Origin of the sequence: Tolypothrix campylonemoides VB511288_2 (assembly GCF_045999855.1) — a bacterium.
Lineage (GTDB): Bacteria > Cyanobacteriota > Cyanobacteriia > Cyanobacteriales > Nostocaceae > Scytonema > Scytonema bouteillei_A.
In genome coordinates this window covers 103005-125746 of sequence record NZ_JBFPMW010000006.1, presented here as the reverse complement: position 1 = coordinate 125746, position 22742 = coordinate 103005, and the positions used below count along the sequence as shown (strand labels likewise).

Sequence of the window (22742 nt, the reverse complement as noted above, 5' to 3'; positions counted from 1 at the left end):
CCAATAATTCTACGCAATAATTAAAAGCATTACTTGGTCTCGGACAGCATTTCCGGCTGCTGTAGCAATATCTTCCCAATCACTATCAAGTAGCAATACACTTAATAAATTACGTAAGACTTGGGTATCATTAATAAACTCTTCTTTATATAAATCATCGCACATTAATGTTGTTTTTAGTATGGGAATTACGGTCTGTTCAGGTAATCGCAAACGAGATAACAAACGCAAACGCGCAACTTCAACAGCAGCATTTTCCCCTACTCCTAAATTTCGTTCGGCTAGCAGTCGTTGAATTTCGCAGTTGAGGGAAACACGTAATTCAGTCAGCCTTCCTAATAAAGCTGGATTTTGGATAAAAGCAAGATATGCTTGATTATCCCAATCTAATCCCGCACTGACGTCACAATCTGCTTCGTCCTCAGCTTGAATTGCTTGCTGTAATGACGCAGAGCCGAATAATAACTCTATAGCTTCCGTGACAGTAATATTTTCTTCTTCCATTTTCTTGCTTCTATGACCCTACTATTTCATATGACAAATTATCAGTACCGGGATTTAATTTAACTTTGAAAACCACATTTTATACCTTGTTACAATCATAATACTAGTATGCATTGAAACACTAATAAGGCATTGTACGATAGATAAGTGTTGGTCAAGCACAATAATTTCATAATTTTACCGACATACCTCTGTGTAACAATGAGGATTTGCTGATTATGAAAATACTGGTACTGAACGCCGGATCTAGCAGCCAAAAGAGTTGTTTGTACGACATTGCTGGTGATACCTTTCCTCAAGAGCCTCTCAAACCACTCTGGGAAGCAAAAGTGGATTGGACTCACCATCAAGGATTTGCAGAAATTGAGGTTAAGACAGCAACGGGAGCAACACTAGAAGAAGAAATTCCCTCAAACTCCCGCTCTGAGGTTGTTGCTCGTATGCTCGATACGCTGTACAGCGGCTCTACTCAGGTGATCGATCGGCCTTCAGACATTAAGGTGGTGGGACATCGAGTGGTACATGGTGGAGAAGATTACCGTGAAAGTGTGGTGATTACTGAGGATGTAAAAGGCGCGATCGCTCGTCTGGCAACCCTAGCTCCAGCACACAATCCAGTCAATTTAGAAGGCATAGAAGCCATCGAGCAAAATTTGGGAGGCATTACCCAAGTCGCAGTTTTTGATACTGCATTTCACGCTCAAATACCTGATGCAGCTGCAATCTATCCCGGTCCCTATGAATGGGTAGAACAAGGGATTCGTCGTTATGGGTTTCATGGTATCAGTCATCAGTATTGCACTCAGCGTGCGGCTCGCATCCTGGGTCGGGATTTAGCGGGGTTGCGGTTGATTACCTGTCATTTAGGGAACGGTTGCTCGTTAGCAGCAGTAAAAGATGGTCGCAGTATAGACACGACAATGGGCTTCACGCCCTTAGATGGATTGATGATGGGTAGCCGTTCTGGAGCAGTCGATCCGGGGATCATCATTCATCTTTTACGGCAATCTGACTATTCTGCTGATAAGTTAGATAATGTTTTGAATAAAGCTTCTGGTTTGCGTGGGATTTCTGGTGTGTCTGGTGATATGCGACAGATTCGCCAAGAAATTTCTCAAGGGAACTCCCGCGCTCAACTTGCTTTTGATGTGTATGTCCATCGATTGCGATCGTACATTGGTGCAATGCTTGCTAGCTTGGGGGGTTTGGATGCATTGATATTTACTGCGGGTGTTGGGGAAAATGATGCTGTACTCAGGGAAGTCACTTGTGAAGCGTTTGGATTTTTGGGTTTAAAAATAGATAAAGAAAAGAACAAGCACAAGCCTGTGGATACTGATATTTCTACTCCAGATTCAGCAGTGAGAGTTTTGGTGATTCATACAGAGGAAGATTGGGAAATTGCTCGCGAATGTTGGCGGTTGGTAAAGTAGCAAACTTTGCAAGGGGTAACAATAACATCTTGTGGTGCGGGCGTCCCCGCTCGCACAATTTATACTCGATCGCTCAAAAAGCCAGCAGTTATTCCAATAAGCAAAAATATTCCCATAACGAAGCGATACCAAACAAACACCCAAGTGCTGTGCTTCTCTAAATAACGAAGTAGACCATAAATTGCAGCAAAGGCAGAAAGACTAGCTGTAATTAGCCCAATTATTAAAGTTATCCAACCATTAAGATTGAGTCCAGCTTTAAAGAGGGTATGTAATTCTAATGCTCCGGCTAATACAACGGCTGGTAACCCAAGTAAAAATGAAAATCTAGCAGCAGTTTCTCGCTCCATTCCTAAGAATAATCCACTCGTTAAGGTAGAACCAGAACGGGAGACTCCTGGAATTAAAGCTAAAGCTTGACTAATTCCAACCCAAATGCCATCTTTCCATGATAACTGATTAAAATCACGATCGCGATTGCCGATTTTTTCCGCGATTGCCAGTAACAATGACATAACAATTGATGCTAATCCAACTACAGCTAAAGTGCGAAAAGGAGAGTTACAAGCATTAAGAGTTTTTTTCAGCAAAAGACCTGAGATACAAATAGGGATTGTGCCAACTAATACTCCAACTGCAAGGCGAAAGTATCGATCTAGATAGTTTTGTTCTGAAATCGCTCTTACCGTTGCACCCGTCATTTTCTTGAGGTCGTACCAAAAATAACTAATTACAGCCGCAATACTTGCTAACTGCATGGCTGCACTAAAAGCACTTCCAGGGTCTTTCCATCCCAACAAAGCGGGGATAATCCGTAAATGAGCTGTGCTACTTATTGGTAATAATTCGGTAATCCCTTGTACGATTCCCAAAACAATTACCTTAAACCAACCTAACTCTACGAAACCTAAATCGATGTCGCTCGGACAAGCAGCAGTTGATAATAATAAAGAAAGCATGGCATTGTGGAGATAGTTTAAATAGAAACGATATTAAGGACTTCCAGAGAAAAAATATTCCACTTTCTTTTGTGGTGGAGGCTTCTAGAGAGACAATTGTAAGTGACGGGCGAGGACGCCCGTACCATAAGATGAATAATTTATTTCTTGGACATCCCTCAGACAATAAAGGAAAGTGCGCGTATTACCTCGAACCAATCATGTGTTTCAAAGAGAACCGATTGTTCTCCATGTAGTTTTGCTCCTGGATAAAAGGAATTTTCGTAAGCATCTGGTGGATGCTTGTATTCGACTTCAAGCTGAAAACAATCGGGTAAAGGTTTGACCGGAATTTGATATTGCAATGCACTTTTTACACCTGCTTGAATTTGCCTAACAACTTCTTCTGGATGAATGCCCCATACTGACTCACCAATTCCCTTTTTGGTAATAACTGTTTCGATGTTTTTGTCATAAACTTTTACATCTTGACATAGACCAGAATCTCCAGACACAAATACGACAGGAACTTTTTCATAAGCAGCAGTCATCGCTACTAAATGAAACTCAGCGATCGCTTGACCATTGAGCAGAATCTGGTTTAATTCCTCGCTTAAAGTATGTGCGAGGGGATTACTACCATATCCAGACCGTGAATGATAGCCAATTAAAACTAAAGCAGTAAAACTGCTATTTAATTCTTGAACCATGCTGTAAGGATGTCCGCTCCATCCTCTGATAAGTTGTGCTGGATAAGGCAATCGATAGGGGTCAAGATTTCTGGCTGTATCATGAGCATCTTTCACGATAATTTCAGTTGCACCAGCTGCTATTGCTCCCTCGCAGGCTGCGATGACTTCACGAGTCATTTGCTCTTGAAAGATATCTTAGTTTTGTTGACCCTGAGTCGCTTCATCCCAGTGGCTGATTCCACTAATTCCTTCAATATCTGCGCTAATATAAACTTTCATAGGATATGAGAAATGGCCGTCTAGCTAGCATCATCGTGCCACACAATCTCTTTTACTCATAAGCTTGAGCAGGAGAACCAACCCAAGAGGAGAAAGCAGGCAAAGATTCACCTTTCATCAGCATGGATAAATTGCCCAAGTTGGAATCTGGTTCCATCACAGTATCGTAGAGAACAATTGCACTACTACCTACCGAACAGCGATCGCCAATTGTCACAGTCGATATCTTCATCACGCGATCTTCAAACAGATGGGTTTGTAAGCCACAATCACTATTCAGTGCTACATCATTGCCAACCCAAATCGTATCAAATTCAGTAATATCTGTAGAATCCATGTAAACCCGTTTACCAATTTTGCTTCCCATTAAGCGAAAATACCAGTTAATGAAGGGAGTGCCTTGCAACATATTTACCAGTAAAGGAACCGCTAAAGTTTCATGGATACAGGTAACCAGTTCCGAGCGAAACACGAAGTTAGACCACAAGGGGCGTTCTGTTGGTCGATACCTACCGACGATCGACCATTTAGCGATGATTGTAATTCCTGTGGCTGCTAGTCCAAAACCAAGATATAGGAATGGCAACATGAGTATCAATATCCATTCATTCCAATCATCGTTCAAATCGATCATTGTATCAATTAAAACTGAGCTAAGGGCGACAATACAGGTAAGAGAGAACAACACTCGCACTGTCTCAAAACCCAAGCGTTGCAGTACTTTACTGAACGTCGGTTTGTAGGTTGATTCTAGTGAAAAATTCCGGACAATCTGCCGTTGTGGTAGGTTAATGGCTGGAGAACCGAACCAGGAGGTATTGGGTTGAGCAACTAAGGTTCGATCTGCGGGAGGAACAGACATACAGCCAATGAGGGTGTCATCACCAATAATCGAACCTGCGGGAAGTAGAGCGCTGTTACCAATGAAGGCACGTTTGCCAATCTGTATTGATTGCAAATACATCTGTCCCCGCTCAACTCTTGGTACACCCATAACCACACCATCTGCGATAAAGCTTTCGCTGCCAATATTGACTAAATCGGGAACCAAAGACGATGGTGTAGAGATTTCTGCCTGCCATCCTAACTTTGCTCCCAACAAGCAATACCAAGGCAGCAGGTACAACGTCGCGTAAAGCGGGCGAATAATATCGAGGCTTAATGCCATCAGCTTATCTACATACCACAGTTTTAGGTAACGATGACTGTCTAGGCGACAGGAACCGGGTTTGACACGTCCGGCAATTAACCACTTAAGTGCAGCAATTTGCAGTGCCATCAAAATGATAAACGATAAGGCAATCAAGGGAGAAAACAGCAGCCAATGTCGCTCATCACTAATGGTGTACATATATTCGACTCCAGGAAGAATCGGTGTGAGTTCCAAAATAGGCAGGGTCAGCAACAGAATTGCTTGGAGAGTACCAAAATAAATTCGTCGCAGCCGAGGGGGACGGGTCATCGCTTTGCTTGAATTGACTCCAACTTTAGCAGCTGGAGAACCGGCAAAAACCTCCCCGGCTGGAATCCGGTGCTGTGGAGGCAACATTGATAAATCTTCCAGACTGGCATTGTCTTCGATAACAGTGTTTGCGCTGACTACAGAACTGGCACCAACAAAGCAACTATTGCCAATTTTAATAGAACCGATTTTCAGCCAACCCTCTTCCACCGTAGCATTTAACAATCCTGCATCGTAGCCAATAGTACTATCTGCACTGATGCTCACCAAGTCAGGAACATCAATATTGACCGAACTCAGGTAAACATTGGTGCCTATTTTAGCACCCAGCAGTCGGTAGTAGATATTGAGTAAGGGGGTACCACTCAAAAAATGCAATGGTGTAATCGATAGTAAGTTTTTGACAAACCACCAGCGTAAATAAAAATTGCCCCAGAGCAGATACTTTCCTGGCTTGACTCGACCTACAAGCATCCATTTCATAGCAATAGAAAACCCAAGCATTAAAGGAATTATTGCTGCTAAAGCGACGACGGACACTAAAGCGGACTCAAGATTGCTGGCACCATTCTCCTGCATCCAACTGTAGGTTAAGTAAGGTAACAACCACTGTAAGGCAAAGCAAAATAGAATCACTATCAGTCCCAACGCTTGAAGAGTTACGCACTTTAGGTAGCGTCTGTGGCTCAGGCGATGGAAGCAGGAATTCGCTGGAACTTTTGTGGATGCGGGTTGTTCCTTTAACTGGGCAGCTAATTTAGCAATGGTAGGGCATTGGTAGACATTGAGCATGGAGACGTGAGCAAATTCACGTTGTTCTCGCAATTGAGACACTAGATTGGCAGCCAAAAGTGAATGCCCTCCCAGATCGAGGAAGAAGTCATCGTCTACAGAAATTTTGGTGTAGGGAAAGAGGTTTTGCCAAATTTTGGCGATCGCCGATTCCTCTTTTGATAAGGAGGGCAGTGCATGAGACTCGGTACGATGATGGCTTTGCATTCTCTGGGTTGGAGCAGGCAACTTCGAGCGATCTGCCTTCCCGTTGGGTAGCGTTGGTATTGCGTCTAAAATTTCGATGAACGCTGGCACCATATAATTAGGTAAGCGCTGGCACAACGCTGTATGCAAACATTTTTTTAATTCTTGAGAATCGGTAACAGGAACGCGTAGTGTAATGTAGGCGACCAATTCCTGAACAGTCGCGTTAATAGACACCAAAGAAACAATGGCATTTTCAACTTCTGGAGTTTCCAGCAACACTGTCTCAATTTCTGTCAATTCAATGCGGTAGCCTCTAATCTTAACTTGAGTATCAATACGTCCTAAATATTCAATCTCACCGTCCAGTGTGACTCGTCCGAGATCGCCCGTCCGATATAATTTCGCTTGGGGACGGTTTTGCTCATATGGATCGCAGATAAACTTGGCAGAGGTTTGTTCTGGCAAGTTAACGTAACCTTGGGCAACCCCAATACCGCCAATGCAGATTTCCCCCGCTTCCCCTACAGGGACTGGATGCAATTCCTCGTCCAGAATATAGACGCTATATGTGGGTAGGGGTCTGCCAATTGTCACGGCTCGATTGGGAAGTAATTCCGTCCAGAGTGCAGTGACTGTTGTCTCAGTCGGACCGTAAGTGTTAAGTATGCGCCGACTCTCTCGGCTCCACCGCTGTACCAGATATTGAGGGCAGGCTTCACCACCTACTATTAAAGTCCGCAATAAAGGTACATCGCGATCGATAGTAGCCAATAGTGTAGGGACACAGTACATCACCGTTATCGCCTGCTCAATCAGAAAATCGGTAAGCTCAGAGCCAAGGCGTTGATGGTTGGTTGGACCTGCCACTAGCGTTGCACCAACGATAAAGGTAGGCCAAATTTCCTCAATAGAGAAATCAAAGGCGATTATCATACCTTGGTAGACGCGATCCCGAGCGCAAACACCATAGATCGGCGTGCAGACCGTGAGAAAATTACAGATATTGGAATGATTGACTGCAACACCTTTGGGGCGACCAGTAGAGCCTGAAGTATAGATAATGTAACAAAGTTCGTCGGCTGTGTCTGGAATTGCAATACGCGTTGCTGGCTGAATTGCAATCGCAGCAACTACAGTGTCAAGAACTAACACCTTACAGCTCGTACACGTGCTGATACTGCTGAAAGCAGTGCTGGTTACTAACAAATCTAGGGATGCGTTCTCAGCAATGAAGCCTATTCGGTCTTGGGGAAAGGATGGATCGAGAGGTACAAAGGCAGCACCGCACTTAAGTATCGCTAGCAGTGTTACATAGGTGTTAATTGAACGTTCCAATAAGATACCTATTCTGTTACCAGAACCGAGACCTTGGCGCAAAAAGTAGTTAGCCAATTTATTCGCCTGTGTGTCCAGTTCGGCATAGCTCAAATGCTCTTTATCGCAGATTAGAGCGATCGCATCAGGTTGTGCATCACATCGTCTTTCAAAAAAGTAGTGCAAACGTTGTGGTGGTATACCTACCTCATCAAATTGAAGATTGATTGAATTTACTGTGCTGGAGTAGTAATGTGTCTTTGGATATCTATGTGTAATTTTCATTTAACAAAAAATTTCTTGAGTTTAGAAGCCTTATTTACTAATGCCGAATGCGAGTTAAAATTCTCCTGAAAATTATCCAGTGAATTCTTCATAAGCATAAAGTACCTATGTTTAGTAGTTTTTCGTCCTACAAATACGTCGTTTTTTAAGATAGGAAGTAATTGTAAAGAACTTAGAAAGATTGCTAAAATGGTGAAATGAAAAAATAAACGTTAAAGTTTAGGGGATCGGGAAGAAAAATTTGCATACTTGGGTAGAACCTAGGAACGCAGTCGGTGAGGCTCTGTAGAGCGCACCACTGGAGGCGGAGCCTGGGAACGAAGTGACAGCCAATCAAAATCAGTGCGGTGAACCACTAGTCACAGTCCCACCAACTATTGATGCAGCTTCCTGACTCGCATAAAGATAGAAGTGGGGTTTTTTTAAAGGGGTGGGTCGTTCAGCAGATGCTGTGTAGAATTAACCAATGAATTATGAGAGTCGCGCTGGTCTTGAACAGTTTTAAAAGTTTTGATAATTGGCATTAAGCAGCGTTTGGCATCTTCATAACCACGCTGTTTCAGTTCGGTAATGCGATCGCTACCATCAAGCTTATCAAATAATTGACCAATCCAACCGCGATTTTTGCGATAGCGGATAATATCCTTGCTAACTTGAATACCATTGATAAGGTCAATTAAGGCTTTGTCTCCAACTACAGGAAATCGAAGTTGCAAGTTTTGAAGACAATGATTAGAAGGGTGAGTAGACGAAAGTTGTAATCGATCGCTCAATTCGTGAAAAGAAGAAATATTGCTCATAATTCTATATCATTAAACTATCTGTAAATTTTAGATAGGTATTTATCTTACTGATGTTATCATCAGATTCTATAATAAAATTCCTTAGTTCTTTAACCAATTTATCTTTTTATTCAGTTTGTTTTTTCTGGTCTTTCTGCACTGTTACGAAGTTGAACATCGTTACTTAATTCCGTAAGATAACTATGAGCAATATTGAGTGCAGATTTGATACAACGAGGCGCTGCTTTCTCCATCAATGCTGAAATCGATCTCTTTAAAAAGAGATCGAATCCTGATTTTTTCCATAATCTCTCTGCTTTTCGTTGTAAATCTTCTGTAGTTGTTTCTTCAAGTTCCTCTTCCCAGTCCATAGCAAAAACTTCCTGAGCCAAAGCATTGACTGTCTTCATATGGGTAATGAGAACATCAGGATTTCGCTGTAATTCCATTAAAAAGTTTGCAGAGGTAAAAGCTCGTCGGGCAGAAGTTTCAAACACGCGCTCGCGCTCGCTAGCTTCACCAATACCAAATTCAGCAGCGACAAATTGCTTTACTTGCTCTGTACTCATATCACCTTCACGTCGCCGATCGACTTTATTAATCAACTCGTATAAAGTTTCTACACCACGTAATTTAATAATTTTTTGAACTTCTTTTTTAACTTTCTCTGAAGCTTCTGTTTTCAGTTGGGTAAAATCTAAAACTATCAAAACTATTGAACTTCTTAAGTTCCGGCAAATTCTAATAAATCTTCAGCAGAACTTGTATACTGGACAAAAATATCTAGTCTGCGATTTTGCAAATTCAAGCAATGAAAAGTTTTTCCCCAGAATCTTGGGCTTGAGTTGCAGCCTTGAAAGCCAGTTAAAATGCCAAGTCACTGTCAATGTAAAAGTTTGGTTTCTACGCCTAAATTTATCTCAAAATTTAGCAAAATACTATAATTAGTAAACAAGCAATTTTGAAGCAGAATATGACGACAGTAGCCATTTTACCCATATATGATGCCAGTGGTCAAAAGTCCTACCGTGCTGTTGCAGGTGATAAGTACTCGATTGGTAAAACTGCGGGACAGGCATTGGATGCTTTAACCGCTCAATTGGGTGAAAATGAATTTAGTGCCTTACTACTGCTTCAAAGTTTTCATCCTGACCAGTTCTTCGGTATTGAGCAACAAAAGCGTTTATCCGAACTCATGGATATGTGGAGAACTGCACGCGATGAAGGACTAGAGCTTTCACACCAACTACAACAAGAGCTAGATAATCTTGTTGAGGCAGAACTCAAAGCAGCAACAGCCAGAACAGCTTCATTACTACAACAGCAAAGCCAATGAACCCAAAGTATACATTAGTTTCTAAACGAGCTGGTCATCGCTGCGAATATTGCCATGCCCCAGAACTTGTCTTCAACTTGCCTTTTGAAGTCGAGCATATCATACCACTGAGTAAGCAAGGTACTGATTCTGAGGAAAATTTAGCGCTTGCTTGTCGTTCCTGCAATCTCCATAAAAGTAATCGTACAAGCGGAGTTGACCCTGACTCAAATACCGAAGTTCGTCTCTTTCATCCCAGGCAAGACCAATGGGATGACCATTTTCAAGTGGATGCAACATCTGGAATGATTGTGGGAATAACTGCAATTGGGAGAACTAGTGTTAATAGTTTAGAGATGAACAGCCAACCACAGGTTACCGCACGACAACTGTGGATTCGTTTAGGTTTGTTTCCATAAGTCTCTACAAATCTCAATACAAGCTTTGTAAGCTTTCTGGCAACAGTTCCCTACTTTTTAACTGCAAGAAAACATTTCTCGATATGTTGGGTTTCGTTCCTCAACCCAACCTACGAAAATTTCACGCTTAATGATGAAATTCTTTGACTTTTAATTTTGTAATGCGAGGTGTTTCCCCGGCAATACTACATAAAATATTCATTGCCTTTAACAATCTTCCTCTCGGTGCGCTTCTACGCTCGCAAAATTTTATCCCAATCTCTACAAGATCTTTTGTCACTGAAAACAGATCTGGCGACATCGTCAATGGCTGAATATTTTTATTTCCTTCAGGCAATGCAACCAATGTGGTAATTATCTGGTAGAGTTCATAAACTGTCATGGCACGGGCAATAATTGGTAGCAGTGGTATCCCTTTATTTCCATTAGTCATCCCTTTCTGGGCAACTTTGCCATCCATAATACGCAACTGCAGCAAACCAGTGTCATTTGCATTACCTTCCGTGACAAAACGGGCATAGACTCCCTCACCAACCTGACTCCATGGAGTCTCTAAAACATTCCCCGCTCCTGCTGTCCCATCATTAATCAAAAAAAGATCGGCTAGATTGCGCCAATTCCCTCCCTTTGCTACAAGACGATCGCGTACCTGTTTCATGGCAAATAAGCTACGCCCCGTGTCCCCAAGGTTCCTTGTAAGAAACTCTTGCAAGGAATGCAAGTGCAATGCTTGAGAACTTTGATTCCATAACTGTTCGATCTCTTCCCACCAACCCGGTTTTAAAGCAGAACGATATTGAGGAATCAATTTATTTACCAAAGCTTGCATTTCAGCAGGCATATCTTTATATGATGCTCCAGCTTGTACCGCCCAAGAAAGGTTTTGCAAGTCCTTTTGAGAAACATCGGAACTCGCCGCAGATCGGTTTAGTGCGGCAAGAACTTCCTTGCGGCTACCGCCATATCTCCCCAATAAATAACGATGTCCGTTAGGGCTGCTTGCGACTCTTTGTAAAGAATAAACCTTTACTGGAATCACATAATCACCAGCAGGCAAAATTTGCTTGGGAGAAGCACCTTCTAAATCAAGGATGTTAGGACGAAACGAACCACCCGGTAGTGAGGATACCAAAGGATAAAGGTTATTGCTATTCGCCGTAACTGGGGCATTTTGCTCAACAAGCACTCGTATTTGTTTTGCTAAAAAAGTCTCTGTGAAAGAACTTTTATCAATACAGAAACTCCGAAGGCATATTCTCTTTTGACCTTGAGCAATTCGGTTTTGTTCCTCAAGCAAGCTTTTTTCTAAATTAGGTTTATCTGTAATAGATTGAGAACCAATAGCTTTTTGATGAAAAGTTAAAATATTGTTAAATAGTAACAAAGATAGCAAGGAATAGGAAAAAACCTTTTTTGTAGAATTCATAAACAAACAGAGATATCAATTTACGAATTATTGACGCCCTATTGGTAATTTGTCAATGCTGTGCTAGATCTGCAATTGTTCTGCTTTATGATAAAACCCAACAGCAAATTAAGAGCAATACCATCACTTAAAAATATAAAATAACGCTACATCAGGAATCAGCCTCTATCATTGCCAATACCGCCCATCGCTACAATCTTCCCAGGGAGCGACAAACACCAGGCAAAAGCGATCGCGCCCCCCGTTGCTCCTATAGTGAGAACGCGCAGTGGGTGCGATTTTTACATTACTGTTATTTTAGGACGATTTCGGGGAACTATTTACCTATAGTGCCACCCTATTATTGTCAGTTAACTAAAATGTTTCTTCTACCCGGTCGAAATTTCATTCTCTTTTTTGCCACTTGTTTGTGCTTGTTAGGAGTAAGTTCGCTCCAAATACCACGCATGCAAAAATTGCTTCATACCAACAAAACAGTGTCAGTCAAAACTTTACAGAGAGAACTTGATTTAGAAAGAACTCGTCTAAACTTAATTAAGAAAATACCTAGTTTTGGCTATGATAATGTCATAGCCAATTTTGCCTATCTCTGGTTTCTCCAATATTTTGGGGACGATGAAGTTCGTTCAAAGACAGGTTATAATTTAAGCCCGGAATACTTTGAAATCATATTAGCACGCGATCCTCGATTTATAAATGCTTATTTGGGGCTTTCTACCAGTACTTCTATGTATGCCGCCATGCCGGAATTTTCTATTAAGTTAATGGAGAAAGGGTTAAAATCTCTATCTCCTTTTGCTCCTACAAAGTCTTATTATGTTTGGCGGTATAAAGGTATTGATGAGTTGTTGTTTTTAGGGCAAGCTTTAAAAGCACGACAATCATTTGAAAAGTCAGCGGACTGGGCAAGTTATCATTCCGATGAAGAAAGCCAACACGCTAGAGCAATCTCAAAGAAGACTGCGGAGTTTTTAGAGCGCAATCCCGATAGTACATATGCGAGGATAGCAACTTGGGTGATGGTATTAAACAATCAAGTGGATAAAAAAACTCGTCAGCGAGCTATTCTTGAAATTAAAGCTTTAGGTGGTGACGTTACTGAAAATCCTGATGGTACTCACAAAATTAAACTTCCTAAAAAAGATTGAAGGAATTATGAATTATGAATTATGAATTATGAATTATGAATTATGAATACATAATAAATTTATAATTCATGAAAATTTACTGGTATAACGGTCAGTTAATCGAGTCTCCAACTATAGAGTTAGCAATTGACGAGCCGGGGTTACTCTATGGAGCAACGGTTTTTACAACATTACGAGTTTACGATCGCTCTCTTGAGAGCAGGTTAACTCACTGGCGGGCGCATTGCGATCGCTTAAAGTCGAGTCTGGAATCTTTTGGTTGGCAACTGCCAAGTGAAGAAAGGTTGCGTCAAGGTGCTTTATCGCTCGCCGCTCACTTTCCCGTTTTGAGAATTACGGTCTTTCCCGATGGGAGAGAATGGATAATTGGTAGAGATCTCCCAGAAGGATTGATAGAAAAGCAAAGTCATGGTATACTGGCAGTTCTTGCAAAACCAGAATTTTCTCGCTGTCTTCCGGATCGCAAAAACGGGAATTATTTAGGTGCATGGTTGGCAAAATCTATCGCTCAACAGTCAAATGCACAAGAAGCGATATTAGTGGATGTCCAAGGCAATTGGTTGGAAACAAGTACGGGAAATCTCTGGGGTTGGTTGGATGGAAGTTGGTGGACGCCACCTGCAACAGGGGAGATTTTACCGGGAATTATGAGAGGAGAACTGGTCAAATGGCTTCGCCAAGAGGGGCTGGTGGTGAGAGAGGAACCTTGGACGCCGAACCTAGTCAGGAAGTTTGAAGCGCTTGCCTACAGCAACAGTGTAGTGGAAACCGTCCCGGTACATACCGTTAGCTCGCCTTTAGGAAAGCTAGAATATAATCCGCACCATCCATGTTTTCAACAACTGCGGATGTTTTTTATTAGCACTATAGGAGTAAAATTTGGTATAACTTAAGATAAGTTAATATATTTCTTAAAATCTCATCTCTTTACAGAGACGCGATCGCACAAGAAGACAATTAGGAGGATTTGCCTCGGTGAATAATAAACGATGGAGAAATGCGGGGCTGTACGCGCTGCTATTTATTGTTGTCATAGCCCTTGGGACAGCATTTTTTGACAAACAACCACAAAGCAGAGAAACATGGCGGTACAGCCAATTTATTCAAGAAGTTCAAAATGGTAATGTAGAAAAAGTTAGTTTGAGCGCAGATCGGTCTACAGCTCTTGTCATGACCAAAAATGACACGAACAAGAAGCTAGTCACCTTAGTCAATGACCCTGACCTGATCAATACTCTGACTCAATACAAAGTAGATATCACTGTTTTGCCTCAAACCGACGAAGGATTTTGGTTTAAGGCACTCAGTAGCTTATTTTTCCCTGTATTGCTTTTGGTTGGTTTATTTTTCTTGTTGCGTCGCGCTCAGAATGGACCTGGTAGCCAAGCCATGAACTTTGGTAAGTCCAGAGCCAGAGTGCAAATGGAACCACAAACCCAAGTAACATTTAACGATGTTGCTGGTATCGACCAAGCAAAGCTAGAACTAAACGAAGTTGTAGACTTTTTGAAAAATGCCGATCGCTTCACTGCTGTTGGAGCCAAAATTCCCAAAGGCGTGTTGCTAGTTGGTCCTCCTGGAACTGGTAAAACCTTGCTCGCACGTGCTGTAGCAGGCGAGGCTGGTGTACCATTCTTCTCCATCTCTGGTTCTGAGTTCGTCGAAATGTTCGTGGGTGTAGGTGCGTCCCGAGTCCGCGACTTATTTGAGCAAGCAAAAGCCAATGCTCCTTGTATCGTCTTCATCGATGAAATTGACGCCGTAGGTCGTCAGAGAGGTGCAGGTTTAGGTGGTGGTAACGATGAGCGGGAACAAACCCTCAACCAGTTACTAACTGAGATGGACGGATTTGAAGGCAACACTGGTATCATCATTATTGCTGCTACCAACCGTCCCGATGTATTGGATGCTGCATTACTGCGTCCCGGTCGTTTTGACCGTCAAGTCGTCGTGGATCGCCCAGACTACGCCGGACGAGTTGAAATTCTCAAAGTTCACGCCCGTGGCAAAACCCTGTCAAAAGATGTGGACTTGGAAAGAATTGCCCGTCGTACCCCAGGATTTACTGGTGCAGACCTTTCCAACCTGTTGAATGAAGCTGCAATCCTAGCAGCACGTCGAAATTTAAGTGAAATTTCGATGGATGAAATTAATGATGCCATCGATCGCGTATTGGCTGGTCCAGAGAAGAAAGATCGCGTCATGAGCGAAAAGCGCAAAACATTAGTTGCGTATCATGAAGCAGGTCACGCCCTCGTTGGTGCTTTGATGCCAGATTACGATCCAGTGCAGAAGATTAGCATCATTCCTCGCGGACGTGCAGGTGGTTTAACTTGGTTCACCCCCAGTGAAGACCGGATGGATACTGGTTTGTACAGCCGTGCTTATCTGGAAAATCAGATGGCAGTTGCTTTGGGTGGTCGCATTGCTGAAGAATTAATCTTTGGTGAAGAAGAAGTGACCACTGGTGCTTCTAACGACCTGCAACAAGTTGCACGTGTTGCCCGCCAAATGGTAACACGCTTTGGGATGAGCGATCGTCTTGGACCAGTTGCTCTCGGACGCCAGCAAGGCAATATGTTCCTCGGTCGGGACATCATGTCAGAGCGCGACTTTTCAGAAGAAACTGCAGCTGCTATTGATGAAGAAGTTCGCCAGTTAGTAGAAACAGCTTACCGACGCGCTAAAGAAGTTTTGGAAAACAACCGCCACATTCTTGACAAACTTGCAGAAATGCTAGTTGAAAAAGAAACTGTAGACGCGGAAGAGTTGCAAGACGTACTTGCTAGCAATGACGTTAAAACTGCAACTTTTGCATAGTTATAAGTAAAAATTTAAGATTTAAGATTTAAATAAATCTTAGTTTTTACTTCTTAATCGATGCGAATCAGGGTAATTTTTGAATTATCCTGATTTTTTTATAATTTGTTATAGCAATCCTAAATCATTTGTAAAAAATTTGGATTGCTAATGGCTAATAGCTAATGGCTAATAGCTAATGGCTAATGGCTAATGGCTAATAGTGAGACCAGCCCTACAGGCGGTGAGTCCAGTGCTGCAGGCAAGCCACTCTCGTGCGGGGGTTCCCCCCGTTGAGAGAAGTGGCGCGGGTTTCCCGCGCCCTGGCGACTGTGAGACCAGTCCTGTAGGTGGGTTTCCCACGCCCTGGGGACTGGCGTAAGCCGTTGCGGGCATAGCTTCGCAACGCGTAGCGTCTCCGCTCCTGAGATACCCGAAGGGGGGTTACCCCGAATGGCACGCTCGAAGTGCGACGCGGAGACCAGGGGACGCGGGGACGCGGAGAGATGAGGAAGAAAAAGTGATGAGAGAGCAATCCTAAAAATCAATTGGTTCAGGAAGTCTGAAGGCAATTGGCACTCTTAGGGATGCTCCCAACTGTACCCCCGTGCAACTCAATCAAAATGACTAATTTTCTCTGCCAAAGGTAGGAAGCTAATATTTGTATAGGCTGCAACACTTAAACTTAGTCTTATGCATCATGTTAAATTTCCCTCAAGCTAAAGTTTGGGGGATTTATTTTGCTACAAGATTCGTGTGTAGATAGATGATTGATATCAAGTTCGGGTAATTACAAGTGTTCAACCGAACATGATATGACTGTAAATACGCAATCGGTGTATTAATGCTCATACAAAGGCTTCATTCAATGTTCTGTTACAGAAACTCTCTTTTTCAAACCCATAGAACGCAGAATATCCGCAGCTGACATTTCTCCCGTTCTACAACCACCTTCCATATAACCTTGAAACAATTGGGAGCAGTGTTCGCCAGCAAAAAATAAATTCCCCACCCGTTGTTGTTCAACTCCTGCAATTGTTGTCCATTGTCCCACAAGGTAACAAGCATAAGAGCCTCTCGTATACGGTTCCCGACGCCAATAAGCACAAACAGGCTGACCCCGATACATACTACCAATTCCTGGAAAAATATTTTCCAATTGGGAGAGAAGTTTTTGAGCTTGAATTTCCGGTGAATTTAGCCCTAATGGTAAACTCTTTTGACCGCCAGTAAAATTGGTGAGTAAACCACTTGAACCCTTATGATAATGAGATGACTCCCAGATTGTTTGAAAGTTTAAGTCAGTAGAGACAAATCCAGTTGATTTGTACCGCGTGCGCCAAATCCGTTCTTGATAAGCAGTAATTAATTTGGCATTGTTACCATAACCTAATTCTAAGATCGCTTTCTTTTTCAAGTCTGGCAAATCTACATTTAACGAGACATTACGCAAAGTACTAAATGGTAGTGCCAACAAAACTCGCTCATAAATTCTTTCAACAGAGCGGTTTCCAGAGCGCAAACTCACCCGATATCTACCATCACTTTGAGTAGCGATCGCTTCTAATTCTGTCTCTAGTTCAATAGAATTTTTGAGGAATTGTGATAAAGAAAGAATGATGCGATCGTTTCCACCAACGATCTGATACCGTTCATCACTTTCTTCAATTGGATCGAAGCTGTTAGCATCCGTACCAATAAATAACAACATATTTAAACTAGATTGAATTTCGGTTTCCTGACCGTATAAACTTGTGTAAGCTTTTTCAATTATGGCTTTAAGAATTGGATGAGTTTTGGCTTCCTCTAAATATTGAGTGATAGAGATATTATCTAATTGAATAGCCAATTGATTCTTTGTACGGTAATTTACAGGCGTTTTCCCAAAAGCTGCCAAATCTCGTTCTATTTTTTGTACCAATGGCGGTAACCACTGTTGTATTTCTTTTTCTGAAATTAGACTTCCATCATAATACGATATTCCTTCTGTCAAATTGCTATCTATAGCATACAAATCAACAATCTCCAGACCTAATTCCTTTGCCAAATTGCGTAAACTTGTGTGATGAGTGTCAATAAATTCTCCCCCCAAATCTACAGGTATAGAAAGATCGGCAACATTATGCAGCGTATGTATGCGTCCGCCAACACGATTTCTAGCTTCAATAATATCTACAGGGACTCCAGCTTGAGAAAGGCGGTAAGCCGCAACAAGCCCAGCAATTCCCGCACCTACGACTAAAACTTTAGGAAGTTTGGCAAATGCAGCAGAACTTCGTTCTCCATCCCACATCATTGCACTCATAGCACTTGCCAATCCCAAACCGCCATATATGAGACGGCGGCGAGTCATCTTGTCGCGGACAATATCAGCTATTTCATCTGCTCGAATCCCTGTTTTTAGCGATGCCCTGGTGATTTTATAAGCTCGCCGCAATGATGCCATCAACGCCGATCTTGACATTGGGTATGCCTTTATGTTTTGCTTTTCAATCAAGAAATATACCTTAAAAGCAGCCTTAAACCCGCAGGAAGTTCAGACCACTTCTGAGTGCTTCATTCCATAGAGGCAATTTCTCAACTTCTTGCCAAGAAAGCGGTGGGTTCACGAGTTCGGATCGCTCGTGTTGTAGAGATAATTGCCACCAACCAACATCATACCACTGTCCCAGCTTATAACCAACTGCCCGGTAAACACCTACTAACGTAAAACCGAATGCTTCATGTAGAGCAATACTTGCGGGATTGGGTAAGACAATTCCTGCGAAGACATTGTAAAACCCTTGAACTTGAAGCACTTTAAATAGAGAAGCATACAAAGCTTTACCCACTGATTTTTTCCTGTGCTTCGCAGCGACGTACACTGATGATTCTACAGACCATTGATATGCTGCACGACTTCGATGAGGATTAGCATAAGCGTAACCTAAAATTTCTCCATCAAGTTCACAGACAAGCCAAGGCAGTCGCTTTTGATAATCCTTGATCCGTTGTTTAAATTCTGCTTCACTTGGAGGTTCCACTTCAAAAGAAGTTGGCGTTTCACGGACAATAGGTGCATATATTGACAGCATTTGGAATGCATCATTTTCATTGGCTAATCGGATTGTAGCTTTCACAATTGATGAGTTCTTATCTGATTAATTTCTATAAAGCTTATCTTTTAACGATTTTTATAAAACGATATATTATCCCTGAACTTAATAAAGAAATGGCGCTATTCTTAACTTAGGGTAGCGCCATTTCTTTATTAAGAGTTGGCAAGTGCTTTGAGAAAAGGGAGTGCATTTGTGCAAGCCGTTACAGTTACAGCTACAGCTATTTCTAAGCATCGCAAAAATCAAAATTTCTGCGTTGAAAATTTATCTTGCCGCTTCAAGCGATTGTCGAATATCCTTGAAGCTCACTTTGCGTTAAAACTGTTCCGGTTCGCTAAAGAGCTGCTGTAGCGCTCGAACGACTTTCGGCGGCGCGTCAAGACGTTCGCAGAACGCTTCCCAGCGATCGGGCGGCAAGCGAAACTCGGTTTGATTCATGAGAATAGCATTTGCGGCATCAAGCGATGCTTGCAGCACAAACTTGCTGACATTCGTGTGCCGTATTCGTGCGGCTTCTGCCAGTATTGCCTTTTCCGGCTCCGTTGCGCGAATGGAAAGCCGCGTTTCTTTTGGCGTAGCGGCTGCTACCTCAAACATAGTTTTTCTCCTATAGGTGTCTTTATATGCCCAATGTACACCCCACTAGTGAAGGCTGCAATTTATTTAAATTTGGTTGTACCCAAAAGCCGATTGTTCCCTTTACCAGGGTTCTAACATCAAGCTTGCTCCAGTAAAGTTAGGATATCAATGAGTCTCACTTTTGCTCCCGCTTGCATAAATAAAATAGTTATCTGTGACCTTAACATCTACTTCAAAGCCCGCTTGTATTAACTTGCCACGAAGCTGTTCGGGAGAATAAAAAATTTTAACAATCTTAAACTCTTGGTCATCATTTAATTTTCTATTGATGTAAATATTCCCATCGTTTTCTAATACATGATTTTTGGCTGTTGATGTTGACTCGAAGCGAGAGTCAACAATAAAAATTTGCCCACCTCTGTGCGTCGCTTTATAGACTTTTTTTAAAAATGAGTCAACCAAATTTGGTGGTACGTGAGAAAGCCAAAAGGAGAAAAACACTAAATCGTACTCAGTGTTGGGTTCCCAATTAAATAAATCGATTTGCTGATACTCGACGTTAGCAGCACCTATTTTGCTGCGAGCAATCGCAATCACTTCACTTGAAGCATCAAGTGCAGTAATTTTCTGACCAATCTTTAAAAGTTCTTGAGTCCAAATTCCCGTACCACAGGCTAACTCTAGAACGCGTTCTACATTACCAATTTGGTACAAAGCATTTCTGATGACACCAGCTTCGTTAAACCAGCGCTGGTTGAGTTCTTCTCCGCGATCGTAACGTCCAATTCTGTAGAACCATTCGTCGTATTCGTTAGCTCTTGCACTGTAGTAGGCAATTTGTTCCTGAAGAATACTATCTGTCATTATTTCAAAATAAGGAGTGGGTGGTATTTATGCAATACACAATGCCAATGGCTACTATCTTAAAAATAGGGAATAGGGGTTAGGTAAGAGAAATTTTATCGATGCTCTAAGCGAACATTTTTCATCGAAACTGCCTAACCTATTGCGCTTAAAAGTCTACAACTAACCGTATCAGTCGTTATCTTACCGTAATTTACAAACAACTTTCGCCAGCTTAATATAACTTAAATTGATAGATGTACCGTATTTAAAGTTTTAGGAGTTAATTATTTAGAACGGCAATGCGTAATACAAACTCCCTGGCTTAGATAACCAGGAGTTTTTCGGTAAAAGTGACTAGCATCTTACAAGCGATGTAGTAAACTTAAGCCATGAGTATCAGTCCCACAACTGTTAAACAGGCTGTATTCGCTGGCTAACTGTTGCACTTGTTCTGACTCTCTCGCACTGGGTTTCCAAGGGTTGGGATTGTTGTAAGCGTAAAAAGATTCTACGCCATCGATCCCAGCATCTGCGGCGGCAGGAATCAAATCAAAGTGCGATCGCCGATAACGCGCTGGGTGAGCCAAAACGGCTAGTCCCCCTGCTTCGTGGATAGCAGATATCACATTAGCTGCTTGATGGTGTTCGCCTGTCGTAGCTTTTCTTTGAATGTAAGGTTTGATGCTGGGTTGCTCTATATCGAACGCATAACCTAGAATATGAACTTCTGTATTGAGAAGATTGGCGTTAATTTCTACACCAGTCCAAAGCTGGGGTACATTTGCACCTGGATTATTCCATCGCCATTGTTCTAACCAATTTTGCGCTGCTTGATAACCAGATATACTATGGTGATCGGTAATAGCAAGCCCTTTTAACCCAATGGTAACTGCCTGCTCCATCAATGCACTTGGTTGGAGCTTACCATCTGAGTGGACAGTGTGCATGTGAAAGTTGAAACTCATCGGACAGCTCAATGCATTTATGCTTTGAAATATATACTTTAATTGTTCGCGTGAGGTGGAAACCTCGGCTACCTTGACAGTCATACGTACCTCTTTTTCAAATAGGTCATTTTTTACACAGAAAAACATGACACTAATAGCCCAGAATACACCAGCACTACATTTGTGTGTTGGTTATTAGTTTCCGGGCATCTTTGGCAAATTTTTTCAATATGTTAAGACTACGTTAGCAAATTCAAAGGCTGACGGTCATGCGTATATTCGATTGGTTTTATAAGAAAAAGTAAGAAATTTTGCAGATCCTATCCGTCAAACTTACAAGCTACAACTCCAGCAATCATCCACTGGTAAAAGAAAAAATGCAATGAAAAAGAAAAGAAGCTTTAAAAAAGATGTATAAAAATATACTATTTAAATTGGCAATCCCAATAATTCGCCAGAACCGGGAATAACCTCTCCAATGGTACGAGCTGTAATATTTTGTAAAGCAAAATGTGTCATGGCTGGCTCTACTTGATGAGGGGGAACAAGCAGTACAAACCCGATCCCCATGTTGAAAGTGTTATACATTGCTTGTGCATTCACAGATCCCTCTTCGGCTAGCCACTGAAATATAGGTGGAATGGACCAACTCTTGGGATCGATTTTTATCGCTTGACCTTTACCCAAGCAACGAGGCAAATTTTCAGGTAGCCCTCCACCTGTAATATGTGCCATCCCGTGGATTTCTAAGCCTGCTTTACGCGCCGCGAGTACGGATTCAACATAAATGTAGGTAGGCGTGAGGAAAATTTCTCCTAGTGTTTGCCCTCCCAATCTATCTGGACGATCGCTCCAAGAAAATCCTTTGTCGCTGACAATTTTCCTGACCAAGCTAAAGCCATTGCTGTGTACGCCAGCACTTGCAAGAGCGATCGCGACATCACCTACTCGTACCTGAGAACCGTCCAGCATCTGGCTTTTCTCAACAATTCCCACACAGAACCCAGCCAGATCGTACTCACCCACCTGATAAAAACCGGGCATTTCTGCGGTTTCTCCCCCAAGTAAGGAGCACCCTGCTTGCTTGCATCCAGAGGCTATACCTGCAACCACCTCAGTTAATTGTTCTTTTTCCAAATGACTTGTTGCCAGGTAATCTAAAAAAAACAGAGGTTCTGCACCAGATGTCAACACATCATTGACACACATTGCTACCAAATCAATCCCTATAGTGTCGTGACGATTGACAGCTTGAGCAATTTTGAGCTTTGTACCCACACCATCGGTTCCTGAAACCAGAACCGGTTCCCTATAACCTGTTGGTAGTTGAAAACAGCCACTAAAACCGCCCAATCCACCAATCACTTCTGGTCTAAAAGTACTGTGAACTAAATTCCGAATTTGATTGACAAATTCTCGCCCAGCCTCAACATCTACCCCTGCCTCTTTGTAGTCCATCCGTCAGAACACCGATAATAAATTGTAAGTGGTGAGT

18 protein-coding genes and 1 pseudogene are annotated in these 22742 nt (G+C 42.2%); 6 read left to right on the top strand and 13 right to left on the bottom strand.

Translation table 11 applies throughout. From position 1 onward, the window contains the following. Nucleotides 1-9 precede the first annotated feature (9 nt). Complete coding sequence (locus tag AB0756_RS19670) at nucleotides 10-504, bottom strand: hypothetical protein (protein WP_038080426.1); 495 nt, start codon at nucleotides 502-504, stop codon at nucleotides 10-12. Between the two features lie 218 nt (nucleotides 505-722). Between AB0756_RS19670 and AB0756_RS19665 the strand changes: the two genes are divergently transcribed. Further along, complete coding sequence (locus tag AB0756_RS19665; protein ID WP_038080425.1) at nucleotides 723-1937, top strand: acetate kinase; 1215 nt, start codon at nucleotides 723-725, stop codon at nucleotides 1935-1937. A gap of 59 nt (nucleotides 1938-1996) precedes the next feature. Here the strand turns inward: AB0756_RS19665 and AB0756_RS19660 are convergent, their stop codons facing one another. The 5 genes and pseudogenes from AB0756_RS19660 to AB0756_RS19640 form a co-directional block, all read right to left on the bottom strand. Beyond that, nucleotides 1997-2896, bottom strand: coding sequence for an undecaprenyl-diphosphate phosphatase (locus AB0756_RS19660; protein WP_038080423.1), 900 nt, complete (start codon nucleotides 2894-2896; stop codon nucleotides 1997-1999). A gap of 158 nt (nucleotides 2897-3054) precedes the next feature. Continuing rightward, nucleotides 3055-3846, bottom strand: a pseudogene (locus AB0756_RS19655) (M55 family metallopeptidase). 52 nt (nucleotides 3847-3898) lie between these two features. Further along, the gene (locus tag AB0756_RS19650; RefSeq protein WP_038080421.1) at nucleotides 3899-7888 is read right to left on the bottom strand and encodes a Pls/PosA family non-ribosomal peptide synthetase; all 3990 of its coding nucleotides are present in this window, start codon (nucleotides 7886-7888) and stop codon (nucleotides 3899-3901) included. 422 nt (nucleotides 7889-8310) lie between these two features. Continuing rightward, nucleotides 8311-8688 (bottom strand): hypothetical protein, encoded by a 378-nt coding sequence (locus AB0756_RS19645; protein WP_237266000.1) that lies wholly within the window; start codon nucleotides 8686-8688, stop codon nucleotides 8311-8313. A 113-nt stretch (nucleotides 8689-8801) separates the two neighbouring features. Then, nucleotides 8802-9380 carry a hypothetical protein gene (locus AB0756_RS19640; protein ID WP_038080415.1) on the bottom strand — a complete coding sequence of 193 codons (579 nt, stop codon included), beginning with the start codon at nucleotides 9378-9380 and terminating at the stop codon, nucleotides 8802-8804. A gap of 263 nt (nucleotides 9381-9643) precedes the next feature. On the opposite strand from AB0756_RS19640, the gene AB0756_RS19635 reads away from it, so the two are divergent. Further along, nucleotides 9644-10006 (top strand): hypothetical protein, encoded by a 363-nt coding sequence (locus AB0756_RS19635; RefSeq protein ID WP_038080413.1) that lies wholly within the window; start codon nucleotides 9644-9646, stop codon nucleotides 10004-10006. Next, complete coding sequence (locus AB0756_RS19630; RefSeq protein WP_038080411.1) at nucleotides 10003-10404, top strand: HNH endonuclease; 402 nt, start codon at nucleotides 10003-10005, stop codon at nucleotides 10402-10404. The genes AB0756_RS19635 and AB0756_RS19630 overlap by 4 nt, the downstream gene beginning before the upstream one ends. A gap of 127 nt (nucleotides 10405-10531) precedes the next feature. Here AB0756_RS19630 and AB0756_RS19625 read toward each other — a convergent pair whose 3' ends face one another. Then, nucleotides 10532-11830, bottom strand: coding sequence for a hypothetical protein (locus AB0756_RS19625; protein ID WP_038080409.1), 1299 nt, complete (start codon nucleotides 11828-11830; stop codon nucleotides 10532-10534). A 359-nt stretch (nucleotides 11831-12189) separates the two neighbouring features. Here AB0756_RS19625 and AB0756_RS19620 point away from each other — a divergent pair, with 359 nt between their 5' ends. The 3 genes from AB0756_RS19620 (at nucleotide 12190) to ftsH3 (ending at nucleotide 15798) form a co-directional block, all read left to right on the top strand. Next, complete coding sequence (locus tag AB0756_RS19620) at nucleotides 12190-12978, top strand: hypothetical protein (RefSeq protein ID WP_038080406.1); 789 nt, start codon at nucleotides 12190-12192, stop codon at nucleotides 12976-12978. 68 nt (nucleotides 12979-13046) lie between these two features. Continuing rightward, on the top strand, nucleotides 13047-13871 hold the full coding sequence (locus tag AB0756_RS19615) for an aminotransferase class IV (protein ID WP_038073247.1): 825 nt from the start codon (nucleotides 13047-13049) through the stop codon (nucleotides 13869-13871). 82 nt (nucleotides 13872-13953) lie between these two features. After that, entirely contained in the window at nucleotides 13954-15798 is a 1845-nt protein-coding gene (ftsH3, locus tag AB0756_RS19610; protein WP_038073243.1) for an ATP-dependent zinc metalloprotease FtsH3, read from the top strand. Between the two features lie 844 nt (nucleotides 15799-16642). Here ftsH3 and AB0756_RS19605 read toward each other — a convergent pair. From AB0756_RS19605 to purM, 6 genes are all read right to left on the bottom strand, one after another. Continuing rightward, a complete protein-coding gene (locus tag AB0756_RS19605) occupies nucleotides 16643-18241 on the bottom strand; it encodes a flavin monoamine oxidase family protein (protein WP_038073434.1) in 1599 nt (532 codons plus the stop codon). Nucleotides 18242-18296: 55 nt separating this feature from the next. Then, nucleotides 18297-18896, bottom strand: a complete 600-nt coding sequence (locus tag AB0756_RS19600; RefSeq protein WP_038073431.1) for an arsinothricin resistance N-acetyltransferase ArsN1 family B — start codon at nucleotides 18894-18896, stop codon at nucleotides 18297-18299. Nucleotides 18897-19190: 294 nt separating this feature from the next. Next, nucleotides 19191-19472, bottom strand: a complete 282-nt coding sequence (locus AB0756_RS19595) for a type II toxin-antitoxin system TacA family antitoxin (RefSeq protein WP_038073428.1) — start codon at nucleotides 19470-19472, stop codon at nucleotides 19191-19193. Between the two features lie 147 nt (nucleotides 19473-19619). Continuing rightward, nucleotides 19620-20318: a class I SAM-dependent DNA methyltransferase gene (locus tag AB0756_RS19590; RefSeq protein ID WP_038073426.1), complete on the bottom strand. Its 699-nt coding sequence runs from the start codon at nucleotides 20316-20318 to the stop codon at nucleotides 19620-19622. A 344-nt stretch (nucleotides 20319-20662) separates the two neighbouring features. Continuing rightward, complete coding sequence (locus AB0756_RS19585; RefSeq protein WP_038073590.1) at nucleotides 20663-21349, bottom strand: PHP domain-containing protein; 687 nt, start codon at nucleotides 21347-21349, stop codon at nucleotides 20663-20665. A gap of 327 nt (nucleotides 21350-21676) precedes the next feature. After that, a complete protein-coding gene (gene purM / locus AB0756_RS19580) occupies nucleotides 21677-22705 on the bottom strand; it encodes a phosphoribosylformylglycinamidine cyclo-ligase (protein ID WP_038073422.1) in 1029 nt (342 codons plus the stop codon). Nucleotides 22706-22742: the final 37 nt, after the last annotated feature.

Bases quoted from the DNA above. Each gene is read 5' to 3' on its own strand.
- AB0756_RS19645 (WP_237266000.1), bottom strand. From the start codon at position 8,688: ATGAGCAATATTTCTTCTTTTCACGAATTGAGCGATCGATTACAACTT.
- AB0756_RS19585 (WP_038073590.1), bottom strand. From the start codon at position 21,349: ATGACTGTCAAGGTAGCCGAGGTTTCCACCTCACGCGAACAATTAAAG.
- AB0756_RS19595 (WP_038073428.1), bottom strand. From the start codon at position 19,472: ATGTTTGAGGTAGCAGCCGCTACGCCAAAAGAAACGCGGCTTTCCATT.
- AB0756_RS19660 (WP_038080423.1), bottom strand. From the start codon at position 2,896: ATGCTTTCTTTATTATTATCAACTGCTGCTTGTCCGAGCGACATCGAT.
- AB0756_RS19625 (WP_038080409.1), bottom strand. From the start codon at position 11,830: ATGAATTCTACAAAAAAGGTTTTTTCCTATTCCTTGCTATCTTTGTTA.
- AB0756_RS19615 (WP_038073247.1), top strand. From the start codon at position 13,047: ATGAAAATTTACTGGTATAACGGTCAGTTAATCGAGTCTCCAACTATA.
- AB0756_RS19665 (WP_038080425.1), top strand. From the start codon at position 723: ATGAAAATACTGGTACTGAACGCCGGATCTAGCAGCCAAAAGAGTTGT.
- AB0756_RS19590 (WP_038073426.1), bottom strand. From the start codon at position 20,318: ATGACAGATAGTATTCTTCAGGAACAAATTGCCTACTACAGTGCAAGA.
- AB0756_RS19605 (WP_038073434.1), bottom strand. From the start codon at position 18,241: ATGTCAAGATCGGCGTTGATGGCATCATTGCGGCGAGCTTATAAAATC.
- AB0756_RS19635 (WP_038080413.1), top strand. From the start codon at position 9,644: ATGACGACAGTAGCCATTTTACCCATATATGATGCCAGTGGTCAAAAG.
- AB0756_RS19620 (WP_038080406.1), top strand. From the start codon at position 12,190: ATGTTTCTTCTACCCGGTCGAAATTTCATTCTCTTTTTTGCCACTTGT.
- purM (WP_038073422.1), bottom strand. From the start codon at position 22,705: ATGGACTACAAAGAGGCAGGGGTAGATGTTGAGGCTGGGCGAGAATTT.
- AB0756_RS19670 (WP_038080426.1), bottom strand. From the start codon at position 504: ATGGAAGAAGAAAATATTACTGTCACGGAAGCTATAGAGTTATTATTC.
- AB0756_RS19630 (WP_038080411.1), top strand. From the start codon at position 10,003: ATGAACCCAAAGTATACATTAGTTTCTAAACGAGCTGGTCATCGCTGC.
- AB0756_RS19650 (WP_038080421.1), bottom strand. From the start codon at position 7,888: ATGAAAATTACACATAGATATCCAAAGACACATTACTACTCCAGCACA.